At 73.0% G+C, this 18,895-nt stretch carries 21 protein-coding genes and 1 pseudogene; 16 read left to right on the top strand and 6 right to left on the bottom strand.

Annotation, left to right across the window (positions count from 1 at the left end; genetic code table 11):
* Nucleotides 1-52: 52 nt before the first annotated feature.
* The 3 genes from K8W59_RS10355 to K8W59_RS10345 all read left to right on the top strand — a co-directional run bounded on the left by K8W59_RS10355 (nt 53) and on the right by K8W59_RS10345 (nt 4,598).
* On the top strand, nt 53-2,788 hold the full coding sequence (locus K8W59_RS10355; RefSeq protein WP_223393515.1) for a bifunctional acetate--CoA ligase family protein/GNAT family N-acetyltransferase: 2,736 nt from the start codon (nt 53-55) through the stop codon (nt 2,786-2,788).
* A gap of 95 nt (nt 2,789-2,883) precedes the next feature.
* Nucleotides 2,884-3,483 (top strand): DUF5998 family protein, encoded by a 600-nt coding sequence (locus tag K8W59_RS10350; protein ID WP_223393513.1) that lies wholly within the window; start codon nt 2,884-2,886, stop codon nt 3,481-3,483.
* Complete coding sequence (locus K8W59_RS10345; RefSeq protein ID WP_223393511.1) at nt 3,480-4,598, top strand: alkaline phosphatase family protein; 1,119 nt, start codon at nt 3,480-3,482, stop codon at nt 4,596-4,598. Before K8W59_RS10350 ends, K8W59_RS10345 begins: the two co-directional genes overlap by 4 nt.
* A gap of 18 nt (nt 4,599-4,616) precedes the next feature.
* Here K8W59_RS10345 and K8W59_RS10340 read toward each other — a convergent pair whose 3' ends face one another.
* On the bottom strand, nt 4,617-5,282 hold the full coding sequence (locus tag K8W59_RS10340; protein ID WP_223393509.1) for a thymidine kinase: 666 nt from the start codon (nt 5,280-5,282) through the stop codon (nt 4,617-4,619).
* A gap of 52 nt (nt 5,283-5,334) precedes the next feature.
* Between K8W59_RS10340 and K8W59_RS20315 the strand changes: the two are divergent.
* Nucleotides 5,335-5,562 (top strand): annotated as a pseudogene (locus K8W59_RS20315) (rhodanese-like domain-containing protein); the annotation flags it as partial.
* A gap of 143 nt (nt 5,563-5,705) precedes the next feature.
* Entirely contained in the window at nt 5,706-6,149 is a 444-nt protein-coding gene (locus tag K8W59_RS20310) for a sulfurtransferase (protein ID WP_317846264.1), read from the top strand.
* Nucleotide 6,150: 1 nt separating this feature from the next.
* On the opposite strand, the gene sepH is transcribed toward K8W59_RS20310, so the two are convergent.
* A complete protein-coding gene (gene sepH, locus K8W59_RS10330) occupies nt 6,151-7,308 on the bottom strand; it encodes a septation protein SepH (protein ID WP_223393507.1) in 1,158 nt (385 codons plus the stop codon).
* A 122-nt stretch (nt 7,309-7,430) separates the two neighbouring features.
* Here sepH and K8W59_RS10325 point away from each other — a divergent pair, with 122 nt between their 5' ends.
* Complete coding sequence (locus K8W59_RS10325; RefSeq protein ID WP_223393505.1) at nt 7,431-8,051, top strand: trimeric intracellular cation channel family protein; 621 nt, start codon at nt 7,431-7,433, stop codon at nt 8,049-8,051.
* Nucleotides 8,052-8,071: 20 nt separating this feature from the next.
* Here K8W59_RS10325 and K8W59_RS10320 read toward each other — a convergent pair whose 3' ends face one another.
* Complete coding sequence (locus K8W59_RS10320) at nt 8,072-9,247, bottom strand: MFS transporter (RefSeq protein ID WP_223393503.1); 1,176 nt, start codon at nt 9,245-9,247, stop codon at nt 8,072-8,074.
* A 63-nt stretch (nt 9,248-9,310) separates the two neighbouring features.
* On the opposite strand from K8W59_RS10320, the gene K8W59_RS10315 reads away from it, so the two are divergent.
* The 5 genes from K8W59_RS10315 (at nt 9,311) to K8W59_RS10295 (ending at nt 13,585) form a co-directional block, all read left to right on the top strand.
* Nucleotides 9,311-10,405 carry a ferrochelatase gene (locus K8W59_RS10315; RefSeq protein ID WP_223393501.1) on the top strand — a complete coding sequence of 365 codons (1,095 nt, stop codon included), beginning with the start codon at nt 9,311-9,313 and terminating at the stop codon, nt 10,403-10,405.
* The gene (locus K8W59_RS10310) at nt 10,402-11,211 is read left to right on the top strand and encodes an inositol monophosphatase family protein (protein ID WP_223393499.1); all 810 of its coding nucleotides are present in this window, start codon (nt 10,402-10,404) and stop codon (nt 11,209-11,211) included. The genes K8W59_RS10315 and K8W59_RS10310 overlap by 4 nt, the downstream gene beginning before the upstream one ends.
* A gap of 63 nt (nt 11,212-11,274) precedes the next feature.
* On the top strand, nt 11,275-12,537 hold the full coding sequence (locus tag K8W59_RS10305) for a hypothetical protein (protein WP_223393497.1): 1,263 nt from the start codon (nt 11,275-11,277) through the stop codon (nt 12,535-12,537).
* 8 nt (nt 12,538-12,545) lie between these two features.
* Nucleotides 12,546-13,115: a class F sortase gene (locus K8W59_RS10300; RefSeq protein WP_223393495.1), complete on the top strand. Its 570-nt coding sequence runs from the start codon at nt 12,546-12,548 to the stop codon at nt 13,113-13,115.
* A gap of 179 nt (nt 13,116-13,294) precedes the next feature.
* Nucleotides 13,295-13,585 carry a DUF4193 domain-containing protein gene (locus K8W59_RS10295; RefSeq protein WP_223393493.1) on the top strand — a complete coding sequence of 97 codons (291 nt, stop codon included), beginning with the start codon at nt 13,295-13,297 and terminating at the stop codon, nt 13,583-13,585.
* A 67-nt stretch (nt 13,586-13,652) separates the two neighbouring features.
* Here K8W59_RS10295 and K8W59_RS10290 read toward each other — a convergent pair whose 3' ends face one another.
* Together K8W59_RS10290 and K8W59_RS10285 are read right to left on the bottom strand one after the other, a co-directional pair.
* A complete protein-coding gene (locus tag K8W59_RS10290) occupies nt 13,653-13,985 on the bottom strand; it encodes a DUF4235 domain-containing protein (protein ID WP_223393491.1) in 333 nt (110 codons plus the stop codon).
* Nucleotides 13,986-14,492, bottom strand: coding sequence for a DUF3093 domain-containing protein (locus K8W59_RS10285; protein ID WP_223393489.1), 507 nt, complete (start codon nt 14,490-14,492; stop codon nt 13,986-13,988). It abuts the gene before it with no gap.
* 85 nt (nt 14,493-14,577) lie between these two features.
* Between K8W59_RS10285 and dut the strand changes: the two genes are divergently transcribed.
* The 5 genes from dut (at nt 14,578) to K8W59_RS10260 (ending at nt 18,117) form a co-directional block, all read left to right on the top strand.
* Entirely contained in the window at nt 14,578-15,039 is a 462-nt protein-coding gene (gene dut / locus K8W59_RS10280; RefSeq protein WP_223399781.1) for a dUTP diphosphatase, read from the top strand.
* Complete coding sequence (locus K8W59_RS10275) at nt 15,036-15,659, top strand: DUF3710 domain-containing protein (RefSeq protein WP_223393487.1); 624 nt, start codon at nt 15,036-15,038, stop codon at nt 15,657-15,659. The genes dut and K8W59_RS10275 overlap by 4 nt, the downstream gene beginning before the upstream one ends.
* 39 nt (nt 15,660-15,698) lie before the next feature.
* Nucleotides 15,699-16,064 (top strand): OB-fold nucleic acid binding domain-containing protein, encoded by a 366-nt coding sequence (locus tag K8W59_RS10270; RefSeq protein ID WP_223393485.1) that lies wholly within the window; start codon nt 15,699-15,701, stop codon nt 16,062-16,064.
* Nucleotides 16,061-16,807: a DUF3159 domain-containing protein gene (locus tag K8W59_RS10265; RefSeq protein WP_223393483.1), complete on the top strand. Its 747-nt coding sequence runs from the start codon at nt 16,061-16,063 to the stop codon at nt 16,805-16,807. The genes K8W59_RS10270 and K8W59_RS10265 overlap by 4 nt, the downstream gene beginning before the upstream one ends.
* Nucleotides 16,808-16,932: 125 nt before the next feature.
* Nucleotides 16,933-18,117: a helix-turn-helix domain-containing protein gene (locus K8W59_RS10260; RefSeq protein ID WP_223393481.1), complete on the top strand. Its 1,185-nt coding sequence runs from the start codon at nt 16,933-16,935 to the stop codon at nt 18,115-18,117.
* Between the two features lie 105 nt (nt 18,118-18,222).
* On the opposite strand, the gene K8W59_RS10255 is transcribed toward K8W59_RS10260, so the two are convergent.
* A complete protein-coding gene (locus K8W59_RS10255) occupies nt 18,223-18,894 on the bottom strand; it encodes a potassium channel family protein (protein ID WP_223393479.1) in 672 nt (223 codons plus the stop codon).
* Between the last annotated feature and the right edge of the window lies 1 nt (nt 18,895).

The raw sequence follows: 18,895 nt of genomic DNA, 5'->3' as shown, positions 1-18,895 counted from the left end.
GGGTTCACCGGCGGGCACGCCGCCGGTAGGTCCTTGGACTAGATTCGGACCCGTGAGCACCCCCCAGCAGCCCCAGGAGGAGCCCGAGAGCACCGGCGAGATCGTGGCCCCGCCACCGCGGCACTGGGAGGCCGACGTGCTGCTGCGCGACGGGCGTACGGCGCACATCCGGCCGATCCGGCCCGAGGACGCCGACCTGCTGGTCCAGTTCTACTCCCGGGTCTCGGACCGGTCGAAGTACTACCGCTTCTTCGCACCGATGCCGAACCTGTCCCCGAAGGACGTCTACCGCTTCACCCACGTCGACTTCGTCGACCGGGTGGCCCTCATCGTGCTGGTCGGCGGCCAGATGATCGCCGTGGGCCGCTGGGACAAGATCAAGCCCGCCGAGGCGGAGGTGGCGTTCCTGGTCGAGGACGCCCATCAGGGGCGCGGGATCGGCCAGCTGCTGCTGGAGCACCTGGCGCAGACCGGGCGGGAGCGCGGGATCGAGCGGTTCGTGGCCGAGGTGCTGCCCGACAACCACGCGATGATCTCGACCTTCCGCGACGCTGGATACCAGGTCACCAGCGGGTATGAGGACGGCGTGATGATGCTGGAGTTCAGCATCGACCCGACCGACACCGCCCTGCACGTCATGGAGCAGCGGGAGCACCGGGCCGAGGCCGCCTCGATCGAGAAGTTCTTCCGGCCGAGCTCGGTGGCCGTGATCGGCGCCTCCCGCCGGACCGAGAGCATCGGCCAGGTGCTGCTGCGCAACCTGCTGCTGGCCGACTTCACCGGGCGGGTCTACGTGGTCAACAACTCCTCGACGTCGGTGTCGGGGATGCCGGCCTACGGCAACGTCAACGACATCCCGGACTCGGTGGACCTCGCCGTGGTCGCCGTACCCGCCGAGGCGGTGCAGGAGGTCGTCCTGGACTGCGCGGCCAAGGGCGTGCACGGCCTCGTGGTCATCTCCTCCGGGTTCGCCGAGACCGGTGAGGCCGGTCGCCAGCGGCAGCGGAAGATGGTCGGGCTGGCCCGGTCCTACGGCCTGCGGCTGGTCGGGCCGAACGCGCTGGGGCTGATCAACACCGATCCGAGCGTGCAGCTCAACGCCTCGCTGTCCCCGATCATGCCGCCGCGGGGCCGGGCCGGCTTCTTCTGTCAGTCCGGCGCCCTGGGCTCGGCGATCCTGGAGCGGGTGGACAAGCGCGGCCTGGGCCTGTCGACCTTCGTCTCGGCGGGCAACCGGGCCGACCTGTCGGGCAACGACCTGCTGCAGTACTGGGAGGAGGACGAGAGCACCGAGGTCGTCCTGCTGTATCTGGAGTCGATCGGCAACCCGCGCAAGTTCTCCCGGATCACCCGCCGTGTCTCCCGGCGCAAGCCGATCGTGGCGGTGCGCTCGGGGCGGACCACGCAGGGCGTCCCGATGGGCCACGCCGTACGACGCATCGGCGCGCCGCCGGAGGCCGTGGACGCGATGTTCCGTCAGTCCGGCGTGATCCAGGTCGACACCCTGGACGAGATGTTCGACGTCGCCCAGCTCCTGGCGCACCAGCAGCTGCCCCGCGGCCGGCGGGTCGCGATCGTCGGCAACTCCGACGCGCTGGGTCTGCTGGCCACGGACGCGGCCACCGCGGCCGGGCTGGTGGTCAACCGCTCGGACTCCCTGGGGGCCGACGCGGGCGGGGAGGAGTTCGAGGACGCGCTGGACGCCGCGATCGACGACCCCGAGGTCGACTCGGTCGTCGCGGTCTACATCCCGCCGGTGAACGTGAGCGGCGAGGACGTGGCGAACGTGCTGGCCGCGGTAGGGGAGCAGTCGGACAAGCCGCTGGTCTCCACCTTCCTGGCGGCCGAGGGCATCCCCGAGCTGCTCCGGGTCCCCGACGTGGCCGGCAACACCGCCGGTCGGGGGTCAGTGCCGTCGTACGCCGCCGTCGAGGCGGCCGTCTGGGCGCTGGCCCGGGTGGTGGACTACTCCCTGTGGCTGCGCCACCCCGGCGAGGTGGCCGCCGATCCGCAGGTCGAGGTGGACGAGGCGGGCGCCAAGCGGCTGGTCGGCGAGGTGCTCATCGAGCATCCCGAGGGCTGCGAGCTGGACGAGACCGAGCGAGCGGCGCTGCTGGGCGCCTACGGCATCGACCTGTGGCTGGCCCGGCCGGTGGCGACGGTCGACGAGGCGGTCGCCGCGGGGGAGGACCTGGGCTGGGACGTCGTCCTCAAGGCGACCCACGAGCGGCTGCGACACCGTCCGGACATGGCGCACGTGTGGCGCAACATCGAGAGCGCCGCGGCGATGCGGGACGCGTGGAAGACCCTGACGCAGCTGATCGTCGACCCGCAGGACGCCGGCTTCGTCGTGCAGCGCAACGCCCCGCCGGGCGTGCCGGTCGCGATCTCCTCCCTGGAGGACCCGCTCTTCGGACCGGTCGTCTCCTTCGGCATCTCCGGGCCGATGACCGACCTCCTGGGCGACCGCGCCTACCGGATCCCGCCGCTGTCGCCGACCGACGCCAGCGACATGGTCCGCGAGGTCAAGGCCTCGCCGCTGCTGTTCGGCTACCGCGGGTCGGAGATCGTCGACGTCGCGGCGGTGGAGGACCTCATCCTGCGCGTCTCGCAGCTGCAGAACGATCTCCCCCAGGTGCGCTCGCTCGACCTCGGGCTGGTCCTGGTCAACGCCGACGGGTACGCCGTGCTGGAGAGCGCGATCCGGGTCGAGCCGGTCGCCGACGCCCGGTCGGACTGGTTCGTCCGCCGGCTCACCAGCCCGCCGGGGGACACGCTGCCCGGCTGAGGCGGACGCGACGACGGCGCGGGCGGGTGGTGCCGCGGGGGCCCGTTCGGGTCAGGTGAACCGGTGTCCGGGTGGCCCGTGCCAGACTGCGCCGTATGCGTCGTACTCCCACCGAGACTCCGGGCACGGGTCGAGACCGGCTCCCGGAGCTGAAGCAGGCGCTCGAGCGCACCGGCTACTACCCCGAGGTGGTGACCGAGGGCGTCGAGACGGCGCTGGGCGGCGAGGTCGTCGAGTCCTTCTTCGTGCACCACGAGCCGACCTTCGACCGGGACGAGGTACGACGCCACCTCACCGTGGTCGTGCTGACGCCGACCCGCCTGGTGCTGGGGCACACCGACGAGCACGCGGGCGACGACCTGCTGCCCGAGCCCTACACGTCCACCTCCACCGAGGCGATCACCCTGTCCTCGGTGCGCTCGGTGGTCGTGACCCGGATGGTCGCCAACCCGACGCGCGGCCCACGGCCGCCCGCCGAGGCGGTGCTGACGGTGAGCTGGGGCGGTGTGTCCCGGCTGGACCTGGAGCCGGCCGCCTGCAGCGACCCCGACTGCGAGGCCGACCACGGCTACACCGGCATGCTGGCCGGCGACGACTTCTCCCTGCGGGTGTCGGCGGCCGCCGACGGCCAGGACGCGGTGCCGCGACTCCTCGCCTTCGCCGGCGCGCTGTCCGCGCGGACCCGGGGCGCATGAGCGGGTTCGTCGAGCCGGCCTACCACCAGCGGTCGCTCAGTGACGTCGTCCCCGCGGTCGCCGCCGCGCTCGGCACCCCGCTGCCCGGGGTCGAGACCGCGCTGGTCCTGCCGCCGGCGCCGGGCTACGTCGTCCTGCTGGTCGACGGGCTGGGGTCGGAGCTGCTGATCCGGCACGCCCACGCGGCGCCGTTCCTCGCCGAGCTGATGCGGGAGCAGGCGCCCGGCACCGCCACGGTCCCCTCCACCACGGCCACCTCGCTGACCTCCCTCGGCACCGCGCTCGCGCCCGGCACGCACGGGCTGGTGGGATTCACCTCCCGCATCCCCGGCAGCGACCACCTGCTCAACGCCCTGTTCTGGGACGCCAAGGTCGACCCGATCGAGTGGCAGCCGCACACCACTGCCTTCGACCGGCTGGCCTCGGCGGGCGCCCGGGTGACGGTGGTCAACAAGCGCGAGTTCGCGGGGTCCGGGCTCACGGTGGCCTCGAACCGGGGTGCGGAGTACGTCGGCGCCGACCGGGTCGGCGAGCGGATCGCGGCCTGCGTCGCCGCGGCGTCCCGCACGCCTTCGCTGACCTATGCCTACGAGGGCGACCTGGACTGGACCGGCCATCGCTACGGGGTCGCGAGCTCGCAGTGGCTGCAGCAGCTCGCCGCGGTGGACGCCCAGGCCGAGCAGCTGCGGGAGGCCCTGCCGGCCGCCGTACGCCTCCTCGTGGTCGCCGACCACGGCATGGTGGACAGCCCGGCGTCGTCCCGGGTCGACGTCGACCAGCACCCGGAGATGCGCGACGGGGTGGTGCTGCTGGGTGGCGAGGCGCGGTTCCGCCACGTCTACTGCCGCAGCGGCGCGGTGCCCGACGTGGTCGACGCCTGGCGCGGGACGCTGGGGGAGCGGGCCGAGGTGCTGCCCCGCGAGGAGGCGCTGGCGCGCGGCTGGTTCGGGCCCGCCACGTCCGCGGTGCTGCCGCGGCTGGGCGACGTGGTGGTCGCCGCGCGCGGCGACCTCGGGGTGATGTCGTCGGTGGACTTCGGCTACGAGACCACCCTGGTCGGCCTGCACGGGTCGCTGACGCCGGCCGAGATGCTGATCCCGATGATCGTCGCCTGAGGGGGGGAGTACGGCGCCTCAGCCGAACGGCAGCGGCTCGGGGGCCAGGCTCACGGCGCGAGCGCGCGCCGCGGTGAGCCGGCGGCGGTGGTGCTGACGGCAGAGCACCTCGTAGGCGACCTCGGGGGCCGGGCCGGGATCCGCGGCGTCGTGGTGGTCCACGTCGCCGACGACGATCACCTCGCCCTCGACGACCATCACGCCGTCCTCGGTGCGGGCGTTGTGGGTGGCGCGCTTCCCGCACCAGCACAGCGCCTCGACCTGCAGCACCTCCATCCGGTCGGCCAGCTCCACCAGCCGGGCGCTGCCCGGGAAGAGCCGGCTGCGGAAGTCGGTGAGGATGCCGAAGGCGAAGACGTCGATCTGCAGCTCGTCGACCACCTTGGCGAGCTCGTCGATCTGGTCGGGGGTGTAGAACTGGGCCTCGTCGCAGATCAGGTAGTCGATCCGCCCGCCGTGGGTGAGCTCGTCGACGACGTAGCGCCAGAAGCTGAAGTCCTCCGGCACCTCGATCGCGTCCATCGTGAGGCCGAGGCGGCTGGAGAGCACCGACTCCCCGGCGCGGTCGTGGACGGTGAAGACCCGTCCGGAGCGGCCGCGCACCGCGTGGTTGTGGTTGGTCTGCAGGGCCAGGGTGCTCTTGCCCGAGTCCATCGTTCCGGTGAAGAAGTGCAGTTCGGCCACGGACCGAGATCCTGTCACAGCGCGCCGACGCCCGCGGGGGCAGGATGAGGCCATGACGTCGCCGCTGATCACCGTGGAGGAGCTGGTCGCCGCCGTGGCCGAGGGCCGGGTGAGCGTGCTGGACGTGCGCTACCGCCTGGGCGGGCCGCCGGGACGCCCGGACTACGAGGCCGGGCACGTCCCGGGGGCGGTCTACGTCGACCTGGACGCCGACCTCGCAGCTCCGCCGGGGCCGGGCGGGCGACACCCGCTGCCCGAGCCGGAGCGGTTCGCCGAGGCGATGCGGCAAGCCGGGGTCTCCGGCGACCGGCCGGTGGTGGTGTACGACGACGGCAGGGCCACGCGGCCGCGCGGGCCTGGTGGCTGCTGCGACACCACGGCCACCCTGATGTCCGGCTCCTCGATGGCGGCTGGGCGGCGTGGGTGGAGGGCCCGCGGACCGTGGAGACGGGGCCGGGCGAGGTCGCTCCGGGGGACTTCGTGGCGCGGCCCGGCGGGATGCCGGTGGTCGGGCCGGCGGAGGTCGCGGGGGTCGACGTACTGGTGGACGCTCGCGCTCCCGAGCGCTACCGCGGCGAGTCCGAGCCGGTCGACCCGGTGGCGGGCCGGATCCCGGGCGCCGTCAACGTGCCGACCACCGACAACCTGCGTCCCGGCGGCGGCCTGCGCTCACGGGAGGAACTGGCCGAGATCTATGCCGCCGTCGGCGCCGTGCCCGGTGCCGACGTCGCGGCCTACTGCGGCTCCGGCGTCACCGCCTGCCTGGACGTCCTGGCGATGGAGCTCGCCGGCGTGCGGTCCGCGCTCTACCCCGGGTCCTGGTCCGGCTGGATCAGCGACCCGGACCGGCCAGTCGAGCGCGGGTGAGTCAGGACTCCTTGTCCGACCCGCCGAACATGATCTCGTCCCAGCTGGGCACCGACGCACGACCGCGCTTCTTGCTCACCTGACGGCGTGCGGGGGCGGGGTCCGCCTCCTCGGCGCTCCGCGAGTCCTCGGTCGCCGCGCCGTCGCCACCGGCCTCGGCATCGCGAGCCTCGTGCACCGGCTCGCTGTCGACCGGCGAGGCACCATCGACGGCGTCGTCGGGGTTCGCCTCGGTCCCGGGCGAGGGGGTCTCGCGCGCTCCCGCAGGGTTTTGCCGGCGGAACGCGGAGGCGAGGAACGCGTCGGAGGCGGGCTCCTCCGAGCGCTCGGGCTCCGCCACGACCTCGGGCTCCGCGGCCTCGCCCGCCGCAGGCTCCCGGACGGGCTCGCCGCGCCGGACCCGTGCGGCGGTCTCGTCGAGGTCGACGGTGTCCTCGGTGGGAGCCGCGGCCTGGGCGTCCTCGGTGGCCGCGGGCTCGTCGGAGACCATCTCGATGGCGTCCTCGCCCAGCGGTAGCTCGTCGGCGGCCACCGAGGACAGGCGCCGCTGACGCGGCTGTCGGGTCCCGGTCGAGCGCGGCTTGTCCACCTGCTCGCCGACGAGCCACTTGGCGTCCTCGTTCTCGATCGTGACGAAGTTGCCGGGGGCGTCGAAGGAGAACGACGCGGTGCCCTTGCGGGCCGACGTCGCGAAGGCCGCCGACAGGCTCCAGCGGCCGTCCTCGCGCCGCCACGCGTCCCACTCGACGGTGTCCTCGGCGACGTTGAGACCGCGCAGGTGCCGGCCGACCGCGTCGCCGAGCGTGCGCGCGCCCGCCTCGCCCGCGGGCCGGCGTACGGACGCCCGCTGCGCGCGGTCCGCGACGTGGGCCCGCTCGGCGAGCACCGGGTTGGCGAACGGCATGATCCGGTCCACGGTCGTCTGAGCCGCTTGCGCGACCGCCTCCGGGGTCTCGCCGGCGCGGATGCGAGCCTGGATGTCGCGGGGGCGGAGGGCGCTGTCCATATCGATCTCCAACTGGCCGAGGCGTTCGTGCTCTCCACGCAGGGCCCTGCGGAGCGTCGCATCCGCGTCCAGGGTGTGCTCGTTCCCCTGGTCGTCCACCAGCAGCAGACGCCGCCCGTCCTCGCTCATTCCTGCGAGCGTCAGGTGCGCCATCGGTGGTCGAGCTCCTTGGTCCCACGTGTTCTGGTCTTGGTGGCGCCGAGCCTACGCCAGCGCGCCGCTGCGCCGCCCGCAGCGGTGGCGGCGAGCCGGGCGGCGGGCGATAGCGTTCCCATGTGGTCCCCGCGTCGTTCATCGTGCTCGACCTGCTCGGCATCTTCGTCTTCGCGATCTCCGGCGGCCTGATGGCGGTGCGCAAGCAGCTCGACCTCTTCGGCGTCCTCGTGCTCGCCGGGGCCACCGGCCTCGGCGGCGGGTTCCTGCGCGACGTGCTGATCGACGCGACCCCGCCGGCCGCGCTGGCCGACTGGCGCTATCTCCTGGTGCCGATGGCCGCCGGGGTGCTGGTCTTCGCCTTTCACCCCGCGATCGGCCGGCAGGAGCGGCTGATCAACGTCTTCGACGCCTTCGGGCTCGCGCTGTTCTGCGTCACCGGCGCGCTCAAGGCCACCGCCTACGGCCTCGGTCCGCTCCCGGCAGCCCTGATGGGCATGGTCACCGGGATCGGCGGCGGCATCCTGCGCGACGTCCTCTCCGGCCGCGTCCCCACCATCTTCGCCGGCGAGCTCTATGCCACCCCCGCCCTCGCCGGGGCGCTCGTGGCGGTGCTGCTCGACCGGGCCGGGCTCCCGTTCGGCGTCGTCGCGCTCGGCGGCGCCGGCCTGTGCCTGAGCTGGCGGCTCTTGGCGATGTGGCGCCGCTGGTCCGCGCCGATGTCTGGACCGGCCAACGTCTGATCCCGCGTCCCGGGCGGAGGTCAGGCTCGCTGCCGGGCCGCCAGCGAGCAGAGGACCGCGACGACGGCCGCGGCCACGGAGACCCAGTAGGCCGGCCCGGCGCCCAGGCGGTCCACCACGGCGCCGGCCACCGCCGCACCGAGCGCCACCCCCGCGGCCAGGCCGGTGTGCAGGATGCCCATGGCCTCGGTCAGCCGGCGGGCGGGGGAGGCCTGCTCCACGAGCGACATCCCCGCGATCAGCACCGGCGAGACCGACAGGCCGCAGACGAGCAGCCAGCCGCCGAGCACGGGCAGCGAATCGAGGAAGGGAGTGGGGCCGAACGCGACGAGCAGCCCCAGCGACCCGAGCACGAGGCGCGCCGCGGGCCCGCGGCGCCAGGCGACGGCCCCGGTGACGACGCCGGCCAGGAGGCTCCCGGCGGCGAAGGCGGCCAGCAGGACGCCCGACCATCGGGCCGCGTCCTGGCTCTCGGCGAGGGCGATGGTGGCGACCTCGGTCGCTCCGAACAGCACGCCCATGCCGAGCATCGCGCCGGTCAGCGGCGCCACGACGCCCCACACCATGCCGGGGCGCGTCCCGTCCTCGTGGTGGACCGGGTGGACCGGCGGCTCGGTCCCGCGCTGGGCGGCCAGCGCCAGGGGGCCGAACAGACCGACGACCAGGGCCACCGCGAGACCCGCGAGCGGGTGCACCCCGGTCGCGAGCATCGCCACGAGCACCGGGCCGGCGACGAAGACCACCTCGTCGAAGACGGCCTCCAGCGCGAAGGCGGTCTGCCGCTCGGACGGCGAGTGCAGCACATGGGCCCACCGGGCTCGGACGCACGAGCCGACCTGGGGCAGGCTCGCCCCGCTGAGGAATGCCGCGGCATACGTCGCGGTCAGCGGCCAGCCCGCCTGGGCGCTCACCATGATCCCGCCGAGGCCGACCGCGAAGAGGACCGCGGCGACGGGCAGCACCCGATGCTGGCCCAGGGAGTCCACCAGCCGCCCCTGCACGACCGCGAAGACGGCGTTGGCGACGACGTACACCGCCGACACCGAGCCCGCGATGGTGTAGGACCCGGTCACCGAGGAGACCAGCAGCACGATGCCGATGCCCATCATCGAGAGCGGGAGCCGGGCGACCAGCCCGGTGCCGCTGAACGCGAGCGCGCCGGGGTGGGCGAGCACCCGACGGTAGGTCGTGAGCATCGGCGCGAGCCTAGGGCCGTGACCGGCTCCTGAGCCACTTCGAGACGCTCCTAGGATCGACCCATGAGCAGTCCCGACGCGAGCCCGTACGACGCGCTGCTCCTGGTCTCCTTCGGCGGGCCGGAGAAGCCCGAGGACGTCGTCCCGTTCCTGGAGAACGTGACGCGGGGCCGGGGCATCCCGCGGGAGCGGCTGGAGGAGGTCGGCGAGCACTACTACGGCTTCGGCGGACGCTCCCCGATCAACGACCTCAACCGCGACTTCCTGGCCGCGCTGCGCGAGGACCTGGCCGGGGCCGGCCTCGACCTGCCGATCTACTGGGGCAACCGCAACTGGGACCCCTACCTGGCCGACACCGTGCGCCAGATGCGCGACGACGGGGTGCGCCGGGCCGCCTGCTTCATCACCTCGGCCTACTCCAGCTACTCCTCGTGCCGTCAGTACCGCGAGAACCTCGCCGACGCGGTCGCGGAGGTCGAGGGCGCCCCGGTCCTGGACCGGCTCCGGCTCTACTTCAACCATCCCGGCTTCATCGAGCCGGTCGTCGACGCCACCCTGACCGCGCTGGCCGAGCTGCCGCCGGACGCGCTGGAGCGCGTGCACCTCGTCTTCGTCACCCACTCCATCCCCGAGGCGATGAACGACGCCAGCGGGCCGGTGGGCGGGGCCTACGTCGCGCAGCACCGCAGCGCCGTCGCCGCGGTGACCGAGCGCGTCCGCAAGCGCACCACCCGGCGGATGGAGAGCGACCTGGTCTTCTGCTCCCGCTCCGGCCCTCCCCAGGTGCCGTGGCTCGAGCCGGACGTGAACGACCACCTGCGGACGATCCGGAAGCAGGGCGCGACCGCGGCGGTGGTGATCCCCGTCGGGTTCGTCTCCGACCACATGGAGGTCGTCTACGACCTCGACACCGAGGCCGCGGCCACCGCGGAGGAGATCGGCCTGCCGTTCGTCCGCGCGGCCACCCCCGGCATCGACCCGCGGTTCGTGGCGATGGTCCGCGAGCTGCTGCTCGAGCGCGCGGCCGCCGAGCGCGGGGAGGAACCCGAGCGCCCGGCGGTGGGCCGCTTCCTCGCCCTTCCGGACCGGTGTCCTGCCGGGTGCTGCGCCAACCCCCGCGGGCCCCGCCCCGCTCTCGGTCAGGAGCAGAGCGCATGACCGTCACACCGGAGGAGCTGCTCACGGTCGCCCGCGAGGTCGCCGCCGAGGCGGCCGAGCTGGTCGCCGAGCACGCCCGCGGCCGGGTGGACGTCGCCGACACCAAGAGCAGCAGCGTGGACGTCGTGACGGTCGCCGACCGTGCCAGCGAGGACCTGATCAGGCAGCGGCTCGCCGAGCTGCGCCCCGGTGACGCGATCCTGGGGGAGGAGCGGGGCGAGACCGCGGGGTCGCAGACCGGCGTCCGCTGGGTCGTCGACCCGATCGACGGCACCGTGAACTTCCTCTACGGGCTCCCGGAGTACGCCGTGTCCGTGGCGGCCGAGGTCGACGGCGAGGTCGTGGCCGGAGTGGTCCGCAACGTGGCGACCGGCGTGGAGTACTCCGCCTCCCTGGGCGGCGGCGCCGCCCGCGACGGCCGGCCCCTCGCCGTACGCACCGCACCGCCCCTGCAGGAGTCGCTCGTCCTCACCGGCTTCGGCTACGACGCCGACCAGCGGGCCGTGCAGGCGACCGCCCTGGCCCGGCTGCTGCCGAAGGTGCGGGACCTGCGCCGGATGGGCGCGTGCGCGCTGGACCTGTGCCATGTGGCCGAGGGCAGCGCGGACGCCTATGCAGAGGAGGGCGTCAACCCCTGGGACTACGCCGCCGGGGCCCTGGTGGCGCGCGAGGCCGGCGCGCGGACCGCGATGCTGCCCGGTGCCTACGGCAAGGAGCTGCTCGCGTGCGCGCCGGCCGAGAGCTTCGAGCGGTTCGTGGAGCTTCTCGCCGAGAGCGGCCTGACCCTCTCGCGAGACCAGACGTAACTTCGGGTTACGACTCTCGTTGTGGTGAGGAGATTCGATGTCCGCATCACCAGGGAGGGATCGATGCGCCGCAGCACGCGTGTCGTCGCCGTCGGCATGGCCGCCGGCTTCGTCGTGACCAGCACCGCACCCGGACAGGCCGCCACCGTCGCCCAGGGCGACGCAAGCGCCATCCGCGCCACGATCGGCGGGCAGACGCAGGACAGCGGCACCGTGGTGGCGCGGCACGACGGGAGCCGGCTCACCAAGACCGGCGCCACGAACCCGCCGGTCGCCGTGCTCGGTGCGCAGGACGCGCTCAACCTCGGCGTCCTCGCCCAGGACGCGATCGCCCGCCCCAACGGCTCCTCGGCCGCCTGCTCCGGCGTCGCCGGGGACGGCGGCTCCGTGGTGCGCGTCGGCAACTCCTACTGCCTCACCCCGGGCCGGAACGTGACGCTCACCCTCGCCCAGCTCGACCTCTCCACGATCCTCGACCCGGACAACGCACCGCCCGAGCTCGGGCCCATCCTCGGCGAGCTGGGGGACGCTGCCGCGCCGCTGACCGACCAGGTCGAGAACGCGATCGCCCAGGGCACCGCCCAGCTGCAGGGAGAGCTCGGCAACCCCGGCATCCTCGCCGACTTCGGCGCCATCCAGTCCCAGTGCACCGCCGACCGGGCCGGCGCCCGCGGAGCCTCCCAGCTGACCGACGTGAGCGTCTACCTCGAGGGCGGTCAGTTCGACGACGTCAACCTCATCGACGTGCCGGTGAACCCGCCGCCGAACACCCGGCTGGCGACCGACCTCGACGTCATCGCCGACCAGATCCTCGCCGCGCTCCGGGTCAACATCAGCGACCAGCTGGACCCGATCAACGGACTCACCGACGAGATCCGGAAGCAGATCGTCGACCAGGCCGTGAAGCCGGTCGCCGACCAGCTCGCCCCGCTGCAGGACAACGTCCTCGACGTCGTCCTCAATAAGCAGGTGCGCGGCGACCGGGAGATCACCGTGACCGCTCTGGACGCCAACGTGCTGCCGGCGGCGAAGCAGTTCGGCGCGCCCACGCTCGCCGGCATCGAGATCGCCCGGTCGCACTGCGTCAGCGCGGACCGGGCGCCGGTCGCCCAGCCGGCGGCCCAGCCCGCCCCGCCGAAGGCCGCCCCGGCGCCCCCGGCGCCCAAGCCCGCCCCCATTCCGCGGACGGTGACCTCCGGTGTCGAGCGTGCCTCGGCCGACGCCCGCCCCCAGCAGGACGGGGACCTGGTGGGCCGGCTGCTGCTCGGTCTGGTGATCGCTGCGGGCCTGGCCGGCGCGGTGGCGGGTCGCCGTACCACCTCCTGAGGGGCCCGATGGCCTCCCGGATCACCGCGACCCTGGTGTCGCTGTCCCTGCTGATGGTCTTCGCCGGAGTGATCTGGCCCGACGACCGCGGCCCGGACGTGGAGTACGCCGCCATGGCGGCTCCGCAGACGCCCACGCGGATCAGCGCGCCGGCGATCGGCCTGAGCGCGAAGGTGGTGCCGATCGAGGTGTCCGCCGAGGCCGTGCTCGACCCGCCGGCGAACACCTCCCAGGTGGGTTGGTGGCGCAGCAGCGCCCGGCCCGGCCAGCAGCGCGGACAGGTGGTCCTCACCGGGCACACGGTGCACTCCGGCGGCGGGGTGATGAACCGCCTCGGCCGGCTGCGCCCCGGGAACAAGGTGCGACTGGGCACCACCGGCCGGCCCATGACCTATGAGGTGACCCGCCGCATGGTGTGGTCCCGAGCCGAGCTGGCGCAGCGCGCACCCAGTGTCTTCGCGCAGGACCGGCGGCGCGGGCGGCTCGTGCTGGTGACCTGCACAGGGTGGCGGAACGGTGTCTACACCCGCAACATCGTCGTGGTCGCGCGGCCCCTGGGCGTGGAGGTCCCGGCCTGATCAGCACCCCTCCGGGGGGTGCGCCGACCGCCGGTCATGGGGCGGAATAGCAGCCCGGCCCCGTTCGTTGGGGCGGACACGTGAGACCGATGCTGGCCGCCGGGCCGTGATGGTGCACAATCTGCGCCGACACCATCGGGTTCCACGATTCCCCACACCCCGGCAAGCGAAAGACGACGATGGCGACTGACTACGACGCACCACGCAAGACCGACGAAGAGTCCTCAGAGGAGAGCATCGAGGAGCTCAAGGCTCGTCGGCACGACAAGAACTCGGGCAAGGTCGATGAGGACGAGGCGGAGGCCGCCGAGTCGTTCGAGCTGCCCGGGGCCGACCTCTCCCACGAGGAGCTCGCGGTGGAGGTCAAGCCGCGCCAGGAGGACGAGTTCACCTGCATGAGCTGCTTCCTGGTCCACCACCGCAGCCAGCTGGCCGATGAGAAGAACCTGATCTGCCGCGACTGCGTCTGATCCCCCCACTTCACGCGAACGAGGCCGCCACCGGATGAGCCGGTGGCGGCCTCGTGTGCGTCGTGGGTCAGGACTGCGCCGCGGGCGCGGACTTCGCGTCCTGGTCGTCCCGGCGCAGGTCGCCGGGGAGCTTGCCGGTGGTGCGGACGTAGTAGTTGGCCGCACGCCGCGCGGCGAACATCCGGGCGATCGCGATCGCGGTGCCGCTCACCGCAGCCCAGGCGACGGCCTCCCAGACGTCCACGTCGGGGTCGGCCGGGTTGGCGGGCGGGTTCTTGCCGGTGGCGCGCTGCCAGAAGGTGTTGAGCCCCTTCTTCGCCACGGCCGCGGCGAGCAGCGCGGACCCCAGGGAAAATGCCTGCCAGACCTTGGTCGTCTGAGCCGGCTCTGCCTGTGCCATTCAGTCCTCCTGTGAGTGGGGGGTGCCCAGCCTATCCGCGTCCTCGGGGTGGCCGACCACCCCCGTGAGGGCGGTCACGAGCTGCTCGGGTCGGCGGCTGCTCACCAGCCAGTACGGCGTGGCGTCGCGGGGGTCGCGCAGCTCCACGCGCACCGACCGCTTGAGGTAGGGCCGGATCAGCAGGTAGGCGCGGGCATCGGCGTCGACACCGGCGGTGCGGCGGGTAGCCTCGGCGTCCAGCACTCGCGCCTCGCCGAGGTACCTGGGCTGGATCCGTGCGCGGCCGGCGCGGAACCAGTCGCCGTCCACCTGGACCCGGGCCGAGCCCCACCACAGCAGCAGCGCCGCGGCCAGCGCGCCCACGCCCGCGGTGATCGCCCACGCGGCCACTGCGGGGAGCGCCACGATCATGGCCAGCCAGAAGCTCGCGACCAGCATGGTCGCCTGGACCCACCACCGGAGGGGGACGCTGAGACGCTCGTCGAAGCGCAGGCGGGCCGAAGTCACGAGGGTCAGCCTAGAAGGTGGGTCGGCAGCGCCCGTCCGTAGGATGCCGCCCGTGCCCGACAGCCCCGACGCCCCCTCGCTCCGCGTGGCCGTGCAGCGCCTCGACGCCGACCTGCCGCTGCCGTCGTACGCCCACCCCGGTGACGCGGGGGCCGACCTGCTCACCGCCGTCGACGTCAGCCTCGCCCCCGGCGAGCGGGTCCTGGTGCCCACCGGGATCGCGATCGCCCTGCCCGAGGGCTTTGCCGCCTTCGTCCAGCCGCGCTCGGGCCTGGCCGCGCGGCACGGCCTGTCCATCGTCAACACACCCGGCACCGTGGACGCGGGCTACCGTGGCGAGGTGAAGGTGCTGCTGGTCAACCACGACCCGCACGAGACCGTCGAGCTGCGGCGCGGTGACCGCGTGGCCCAGATGGTCGTGCAGCGGGTCGAGCGCGTGGCCTTCGAGGAGGTCGGGGCCCTGCCCGAGTCGGTCCGCGGCACCGGCGGCTACGGTTCCACCGGCGGGTTCGGGCCCGCCACCGGAGAGCGCGAGGAGAGCGAGTGAAGTTCCGACGCAAGTCTGAGCCGGAGGTCCCCGCCGAGGAGACCCCGGACGCCGCGGCCGAGCAGGCGCCGTCCCCCCGAGAGGGGTGGCCGCAGGACTCCGCCGACGTACCTGAGGACGAGGAGCTGGTGGACCTGGGCTCGCTGCGGCTGCGGCAGATCCCCGAGCGCGAGGTGCGCCTGCAGGTCGACGAGCAGTCCGGCACCGTCCAGGCGGTGCTGATCGTCGGCCCGGACGGCGCGGTCGAGGTGCGCGCCTTCGCGGCTCCACGCAACGGCGACCTCTGGGACGACGTACGCCCCCAGCTGGCTGCCGAGACCCAGCGCGCCGGCGGCCAGGCCGCGGAGCGCGAGGGCCGCTTCGGCACCGAGCTGCTGTGCCGGCGGCCGGCGACCACGCCGGAGGGCGAGGAGGCGGTCGCGCCGACCCGGGTCGTCGGGATCAACGGCGACCGCTGGCTGCTGCGGGCGACCTTCCTGGGCCGTCCGGCCGTCGAGGAGGACACCTCCGAGTGGGACGACACGCTCGCTGCCGTGGTGGTCCACCGGGGGACCGAGGCGATGCCCGTGGGCGAGGCGCTGCCGCTGCATCTGCCGCCCCAGGCCCGCCGGGCCGAGTGAGCCGGGCCGGGTCGCGGGCCACCGCCTAGGATTTCAACCATGCCCGAGAAGAGCCGGCTGCGCGGCGCCCTGTCGCGCTGGGCCAACAGCGCCGAGGAGCACGACCGTGCCCTGCGCCAGGAGTACGTCGAGCACGGCGGAGCGACCGCGATCGGCGAGGCCCCCGACCGGGAGATGGTCGTGCTGCGCGGCACCCTGCGCACGGTGACCCTGCGTCCGCGCGGGGGAGTGCCCGCCCTGGAGGCCGAGCTCTACGACGGCACCGGCGCGATCGACCTGGTCTGGCTGGGGCGGCGGCGGATCGCCGGGATCGCACCTGGCGCCTCGATACAGGTGCGCGGGCGGATCGGCCGGCACGACCGGGACCGGGTGATCTACAACCCCCGCTATGAGCTGATCCCGTGAGCGACACCCCGCCTCCTGCCACCGTGGAGACCGTCGAGCAGGTCGTCCGCGGCCAGCTGGCCCGGGCCCTCGGGGGGCGCCGCGGCATGCTCGAGGCCGGCGTCCCGGCGCTCCTGTTCACCATCGTCTGGTTCGCGACCCGCGACCTACGCCTCGCCCTGGTGGTCAGCATCGCCCTGGCCGCCGTCCTTCTCGGGGTGCGGGTGGTGCAGCGCTCCACACCGCAGTTCGCGCTCAACGCGCTGTTCGGCATCGGTATCGGCTGGCTGTTCGTGTGGATGGCCGCGCGCGGGGGCGGGGACGCCAACGACCAGGCGCTCGCCTTCTTCCTCCCCGGCATCCTGGTCAGCAGCGTCATGTCCGTGCTGCTCGCGCTCAGCTGCCTGACCCGCTGGCCGGCCGTCGGGTTCATGCTCGGCAGCGTGACCGGGGACCCCACCGCCTGGCGGGAGGACCCGCAGATCGTCACGCTCTGCACCCGGCTGACCTGGGCGATGGCGATGCCCAGCATCGTCGGGGTGGCGCTCCAAGGACCGGTGTGGCTGATGGGCCACTTCGAGGCCATCGACCCGGCTCGGGCGGTCCTCCTGCTCGGCACCCTGCGCTACGGCCTCGGCTGGCCGCTCAAGCTGGGAGCCGCGGCGCTCATGACGTGGCTGCTGGCGCGCAACCACACGCCCGTCGCCGACCCGCGCAGCGTGCACCGCGCCGTCGACGTACGCCAGCCGCCGCCGGCCTCCTGACGCCCGCCTCCCCTGGGACGTCATACGTTCTGAGGAAGCGGTTCTCCTGTGAAGTCCGAGCACATCGGTAACAGTTGAAGTCCGGGGACATCGGTAACACCTGAGGTTGGTCGTCACTATCAGGGATGGCCAGAGATGGGGTTGCCGTGGATGCTGCGGTGGCGGCAGCGGTTGCTGCTCACGTCGCGCCGGGTCCGAAGCAGAACGTGTCGAGGATCTGTCGCGAGCTGGGGATCAGCCGCAAGATGTTCTACGACTATGTGAAGCGGTTCAGGGCCCGTGGCGTGGAGGGGTTCTACCCCGACTCGCGTCGCCCGCGGCGCTCACCGACAAGACTCCCCGCCGCGCTTGAGGATGTGTTGATCGCGATCCGTAAGCACGAGGCCGAGGCGGGGTGGGACTACGGCGCGGACGCGGTGTTGATGCGGTTGGAGGAACAGATCGAGGCCGGGACCTCCTCTTGGCCCGCCGACCGTCCGTTGCCGGCTCGGTCCACGGTCAATCGGGTCTTCGACCAGCGGGGCCAGTTGGTCAAGGTTCCTCAACGCAAGCCACGTCGTGGCTCCCGGCGCTTCGAGCGCAGCGAGGTCAACGCGCTGTGGCAGTTCGACGGGTTTGAGTACCAGCTTGCCACCGGCGAGACGGTCACGGTGCTGCAGTTGACCGACGACTGCTCGCGCACGGACTTGGCCCTGCAGGCAGCGGTGTCGGAGAACGGCAGCGACATCTGGGCGACCTTCTGCCTGGCGGTGGAACGCTACGGGTTGCCCGTCCAGCTGCTCAGCGACAACGGGTCGGCGTTCTCGGGCAAACGACGCGGGTGGATCAGTGTCTTCGAGCGCAACCTGACCGACCTCGGGGTGCACGCGATCACCTCCCGGGTCTCTCACCCCCAAACCTGCGGCAAGAACGAGCGAGCCCACCAGCGGGTCCAAAAGTGGCTCAAACGGCGTCCCTTAGTCAGCAGCATCGCCGAATTCCAAGCACTACTCGACGAGTACCGCGATGGCTACAACAACCGCCGCAACAAGGTGCTCGCCAAGCTCACCCCACACCAACGCTTCGACCTCGGCCCATTCGCCACCGTCCCCGACCTACCCCCGGCGACCACCATCCTGACCCGACAGCTGGTCAGCGCCACCGGCTCCGTCGGCCTCGACGGACGCCTCATCGGCCTCGGAAGAAAACACGCCGGAAAGCCAGTCACCGTCTTCCGCACCGGCGCCTTCGTTGCCATCTTCACCGGCGACGAGCTCCTCCGCAGCCTCACCCTCGACTACAACCGCCGCTACCAACCCCAAGACCGCTAGTGTCACCGATGTCCTGAGACATATGTGTCACCGATGTCCCCGGACACGACAGAGGAAGCGGTTCTCCGGGACGTATGACGCTGCGGCGAGCGAACACGGCCCGACCTACTCCTTGGCCGCGCGCGGGGCCAGCAGCGACTGCAGCTCGCCCTCGGACTCCGGCGAGGCGACGAAGAGCAGCTCGTCGCCCGCCTCGATGGGCTGCTCCGCGTCGGGGGTGTAGACCTGCCCGTCCCGCAGGATCGTGACCAGTGCGCAGTTCTCCGGGAGCGGGATCAGCCCGTTGGGCTTCCCGACGTACGGCGACTCCGCCGGCAGCGTCAGCTCGACCAGGTTGGCGTTGCCCTGGCGGAAGGTGAACAGCCGGACCAGGTCGCCCACGCTGACCGCCTCCTCCACCAGCGCCGACATGATCCTCGGCGTCGAGACGTTGACGTCGACGCCCCACGCCTCGGTGAACAGCCACTCGTTGTTCGGGTGGTTGACCCGGCCCACGGTGCGGGGCACGCCGAACTCGGTCTTGGCCAGCAGCGAGGTGACCAGGTTGACCTTGTCGTCACCGGTCGCGGCGATGACGACGTCGCAGTGCTCGAGGCGCGCCTCCTCCAGCGATGAGAGCTCGCAGGAGTCCGCGAGCAGCCACTCGGCGTCCGGGACGCGCTCGGGCTTGATCGCGTCGGCCTTCTTGTCGATGAGGAGTACGTCGTGCCCGTTGACGATCAGCTCCCGGGCGATCGAGCGCCCCACGGCACCCGCGCCGGCGATGGCGACCCGCATG

Source organism: Nocardioides rotundus (genome assembly GCF_019931675.1).
Lineage (GTDB): Bacteria > Actinomycetota > Actinomycetes > Propionibacteriales > Nocardioidaceae > Nocardioides > Nocardioides rotundus.
Note: the sequence above shows the minus strand (reverse complement) of the source record. Positions and strands in the feature narration are given on the sequence as shown.

Bases quoted from the DNA above. Each gene is read 5' to 3' on its own strand.
- K8W59_RS10350 (WP_223393513.1), top strand. From the start codon at position 2,884: ATGCGTCGTACTCCCACCGAGACTCCGGGCACGGGTCGAGACCGGCTC.
- K8W59_RS10345 (WP_223393511.1), top strand. From the start codon at position 3,480: ATGAGCGGGTTCGTCGAGCCGGCCTACCACCAGCGGTCGCTCAGTGAC.
- sepH (WP_223393507.1), bottom strand. From the start codon at position 7,308: ATGGCGCACCTGACGCTCGCAGGAATGAGCGAGGACGGGCGGCGTCTG.
- K8W59_RS10320 (WP_223393503.1), bottom strand. From the start codon at position 9,247: ATGCTCACGACCTACCGTCGGGTGCTCGCCCACCCCGGCGCGCTCGCG.
- K8W59_RS10315 (WP_223393501.1), top strand. From the start codon at position 9,311: ATGAGCAGTCCCGACGCGAGCCCGTACGACGCGCTGCTCCTGGTCTCC.
- K8W59_RS10310 (WP_223393499.1), top strand. From the start codon at position 10,402: ATGACCGTCACACCGGAGGAGCTGCTCACGGTCGCCCGCGAGGTCGCC.
- K8W59_RS10305 (WP_223393497.1), top strand. From the start codon at position 11,275: ATGCGCCGCAGCACGCGTGTCGTCGCCGTCGGCATGGCCGCCGGCTTC.
- K8W59_RS10300 (WP_223393495.1), top strand. From the start codon at position 12,546: ATGGCCTCCCGGATCACCGCGACCCTGGTGTCGCTGTCCCTGCTGATG.
- K8W59_RS10295 (WP_223393493.1), top strand. From the start codon at position 13,295: ATGGCGACTGACTACGACGCACCACGCAAGACCGACGAAGAGTCCTCA.
- K8W59_RS10290 (WP_223393491.1), bottom strand. From the start codon at position 13,985: ATGGCACAGGCAGAGCCGGCTCAGACGACCAAGGTCTGGCAGGCATTT.
- K8W59_RS10270 (WP_223393485.1), top strand. From the start codon at position 15,699: ATGCCCGAGAAGAGCCGGCTGCGCGGCGCCCTGTCGCGCTGGGCCAAC.
- K8W59_RS10260 (WP_223393481.1), top strand. From the start codon at position 16,933: ATGGCCAGAGATGGGGTTGCCGTGGATGCTGCGGTGGCGGCAGCGGTT.
- K8W59_RS10255 (WP_223393479.1), bottom strand. From the start codon at position 18,894: ATGCGGGTCGCCATCGCCGGCGCGGGTGCCGTGGGGCGCTCGATCGCC.